General features: G+C 64.7%; 2 protein-coding genes. One reads left to right on the forward strand and one right to left on the reverse strand.

Annotation, left to right across the window (positions count from 1 at the left end; translation table 11 throughout):
* Nucleotides 1-628, forward strand: a 628-nt coding sequence (locus VK519_RS16835) for an MATE family efflux transporter (RefSeq protein WP_324351677.1), incomplete at its 5' end; no start/stop codon positions are given.
* 5 nt (nucleotides 629-633) lie between these two features.
* Here VK519_RS16835 and VK519_RS16840 read toward each other — a convergent pair.
* Nucleotides 634-3,738, reverse strand: a complete 3,105-nt coding sequence (locus tag VK519_RS16840) for an efflux RND transporter permease subunit (RefSeq protein ID WP_324351679.1) — start codon at nucleotides 3,736-3,738, stop codon at nucleotides 634-636.
* Between the last annotated feature and the right edge of the window lie 2 nt (nucleotides 3,739-3,740).

Here is a 3,740-nt window from a genome sequence, read left to right on the forward strand (position 1 = left end):
GGTGATGATTGCGCTGGTGAACGCTCACGGATCGCAGACCGCCGCCGCCTACGGCGCAGGCGCACAGCTTTGGACCTACATCCAGATGCCGGCACTGGCCATTGGCGCTGCGGTTTCATCGATGGTCGCGCAGAATGTCGGTGCCAAGCGCTGGGACCGTGTCAGCCGCATCGCCGTGGTGGGCGTCACGTTCAACGTGCTGATGAGCGGCGCCCTGGTAGTGCTGGTGTACCTGTTCAACCGGACAGCGCTGCAGCTGTTCCTGCATGGGGACAGCGCCGCGGTGGCGATCGGCCAGCACATCAATGCCATTGTGGTGTGGTCGTTCCTGTTCTTCGGTGTCACGTTCGTGTTGTTCGGAGTGGTGCGTGCCACGGGCGCCGTGTACGCGCCGCTGCTGATCCTTGCCGTGGGGCTATGGCTGGTGCGCTATCCGTTCGCGCTTGCCTTAAGCCCAAAGTGGGGCGCCGATGCCATCTGGTGGAGCTTCCCGGTAGGGTCGCTGGTGTCGGTGCTGGCGGCCATCGCGTATTACCGCTTTGGTGGATGGCGCCAGGCTCGCATGCTCGGCAATGCACCGCCACTGGCCCAGCCGCCGACCACGGCGTTGGCCACGCCGGCGGAGTAGGGCGGTTAACTCTGCGTGGCCGCCTGCAGGCGACGCCGCGCCCGGCGCGCATCCCGGCGCTCGCGGCGCGCCGCCTTCAGCAGCTTGCGATCGTGGTTGAACAGGTAGATCGCAGGTGTCGACAGCAAGGTAAGCAGCTGCGACACCAGCAGGCCGCCGACGATGGCGATGCCCAGCGGCTGGCGCATCTCCGAGCCCACGCCTATGCCGACGGCCAGCGGCAGCGCCGCGCCCATCGCCACCAGGGTGGTCATGGTGATGGGCCTGAAACGCACCAGCGCGGCCTCGCGGATGGCATCAACCGGCGACAGTCCGCGTTCGCGCTGTGCGGTAAGTGCGAAGTCCACCATCAGGATGGCGTTCTTCTTCACGATGCCGATCAACAGCAGCACCGCGATGATCGCCATCAGGGTGAGCTGCGTTTGCGTGACCAGCATGGCCAGGAACGCACCGGCGCCGGCGGCGGGCAGGGTGGAAATAATGGTGAGCGGGTGGCCCAGGCTCTCGTAAAGGATGCCCAGCACGATGTACATGGCAAGGATCGACGCCAGCATCAGCGTGCCTGAATTGGACTGCAGGTCCTTCAGGCGCTTGTTCTCACCGTTGAACGCCATGTGTATGCCTGGTGGCAGGCCAGCCGCGCGCACGATGGACTCGGCCAGCGACTTGCCGGTTTGCTGGCTGGTGCCCGTTTCCAGGTTGTAGGTGATCTCCGCGGCTTCGAGCTGGTCCTGGTGAGACACCGCACTGGGCGTGGTGGTGGCCTCGATCTTCGCCACCGTGGACAGCGGCAACAGCTTGCCGTCCAGCGTGTGCACATAGGTGCCCAGCAGCGCCGAGGGGCTAAGCGTCTGCGCGGCTGCGGCCGTCAGCACCACCCAGTACTGGTTGATGTCGGAATAGATGATTGACACCTGGCGCTGGCCGAAGGCGTTGTACAGCGACGTATCGATCTCGCCCATGGTGATCTTCAGGCGCCCGGCGGCTTCGCGGTCAACCTTCACCAGCTGCTGCTTGCCGGTCTGGTCCTGGTCGCTGCCGACGTCCTTGAACGGCTTGGTCGTGCGCATCTTCTGCACCACGCGCAGCACCCAGGGCTGCAGCGGGGTACCGTCGTTGGAGATCAACTGGAACGAATACTGGCCACCGTTGCCGCTGCCACCACCGCCACCAAGCAGCTGCATGCGACGCATCTGCACCTGCACGCCGGGGATTTTCTCGTATTGCTTGCCCACGCGATCCATCACCACCTGGATCTTGTCCTTGCGCTCACCCGGCCCATTGCCCGGCGGCTTCAGGTCGACGAAAACCGAACCCTGGTTGCCCACCGCACCGTTCTGGTTATTGCTGCCGAGCACCGTGGTGACGTCGAGCACGGCAGGGTCGTCCTGCATGATCTGGGCGAGCGCTTTCATCCGCTCGGCCAGCACCAGCGGCGACACGTTGGCATCGATGGTGATGCTTCCCTGAAGCATCCCGGTGTCTTCCTCGGGCATGAAACCGCCACCGGCAGTCTGCACCACCGCAAAACCCAGGCCGACCGTTGCCAGCAGCAGCAGGAAGGGCTGCCAGCGCATGATGCGGCGGTGGCGCATGGCCCAATCCAGCCCGCGCGCATAGATGCGCTGGAAGCCGGTGTCGAAACGCTCCAGGGCAAGCTCGATCCGGCCAGGCTTGCGATCGTGATCGAGCTTGAGGTAACGGGCGCACAGCGCCGGTGTAAGCGTGAGCGAGATAACGGCGGAGATAAGGATGGCTGCCGCCAACGTCACTGAAAACTCGCGCAGCAGGATCACCAGCAAGTTGTTGCCGAACAGCAGCGGCGCGAACACCGCCACCAGCGACAGGGTGATGGATATCACCGTGAAGCCGATCTCGCGCGTGCCTTCCATCGAGGCCGTCATCGCGTCGGAGCCGTTTTCCATGTGGCGGACGATGTTCTCGATCACCACGATGGCATCGTCGACCACGAAGCCGATGCACAGCACCAGGGCCATCAGCGACAACGTGTTCAGCGTGTAGCCCAGTGCCCACATCGTCACGAACGCACCGGAGAGGCTAAGCGGCACGCTTAGCGAAGCGATCAGGGTCGGGCCCAGCCGGCGCAGGAACACCAGCATGACCAGGATCACCATGACGACGGAGATCAGGAGGGCGATCTTCACCTCATGAAGGGCGCTTTGCGTGGTCTGGGTGAGATCGAAGATCGGGGTGACCTGCACATCCGCAGGTAGCCACTGCTTGAACTTCGGGATCTCGTCGCGGATGGACTGGGCGGTTTCGATCGAGTTCGCGTTGGCGCGCTTGCTGATCTGCATGGTCACGGCGCGGCGGCCCTGGAACCACGCGGCCTGGTATTCGTCCTGCTGGCCACCGGTGATCTTTGCCACGTCCGCCAGGCGGATGGGGGTCTGGTTCTTGGTGGCGATGATCAGCTTGGAAAAATCTTCCGGTGTCTGCAGGCCATCATTGGCCAACACCGTCATCTGCGAACGACCGTCGGTAAGCGTGCCCTGGGGCGAGCTGACGTTCGCGGCGCGCAGCGCCTGGGAAACGTCGTTGGCCGACAGCCCTTGAGAGGCGAGGGCGGCTGTATCCAGCTCCACCCGAACGGCGTGCGCGGTGCCGCCGAAGATCTGCACGCGGGCGACGCCGGGCAGCTGGGCGATCGCGGGCGATAGCAGCGTGTCGGTGATGTCGTAGAGCTTGTCGGGCGGTAGCGACGTGGACGTCAGGGACACCAGCAGCACGGGGATCTGCGAGGTATCGAACTTGAAATAGTTCGGTGGGGCCGGCATGCCGGGGGGAAGATCCACCGCCGCGGCATTGAGCGCTGCCTGCACGTCGCGCGCGGCTTTATCGGCAGTCCGGTCCATGGTGAAGCGCACCTGCACGAAGCATGAGCCTTCGGTGCACTGCGAGACCATTTCCTCGATACCCGGGATCTGACCCAGATGGCGTTCGAGCGGCGCAGCCACGGTGGTGGCCATCACCTGCGCGCTGGCTCCCGGCATCTGGGCGAACGCCACCACGCCGGGAAACTCCAGCGAGGGCAGGGCGGCCACGCCCAGCAGGATGTACGCGACTACGCCTGCCAGGGTTAGTCCCAGCG

This window comes from Pinirhizobacter sp. (genome assembly GCF_035317885.1).
Taxonomy (GTDB): Bacteria; Pseudomonadota; Gammaproteobacteria; order Xanthomonadales; family Rhodanobacteraceae; genus Pinirhizobacter.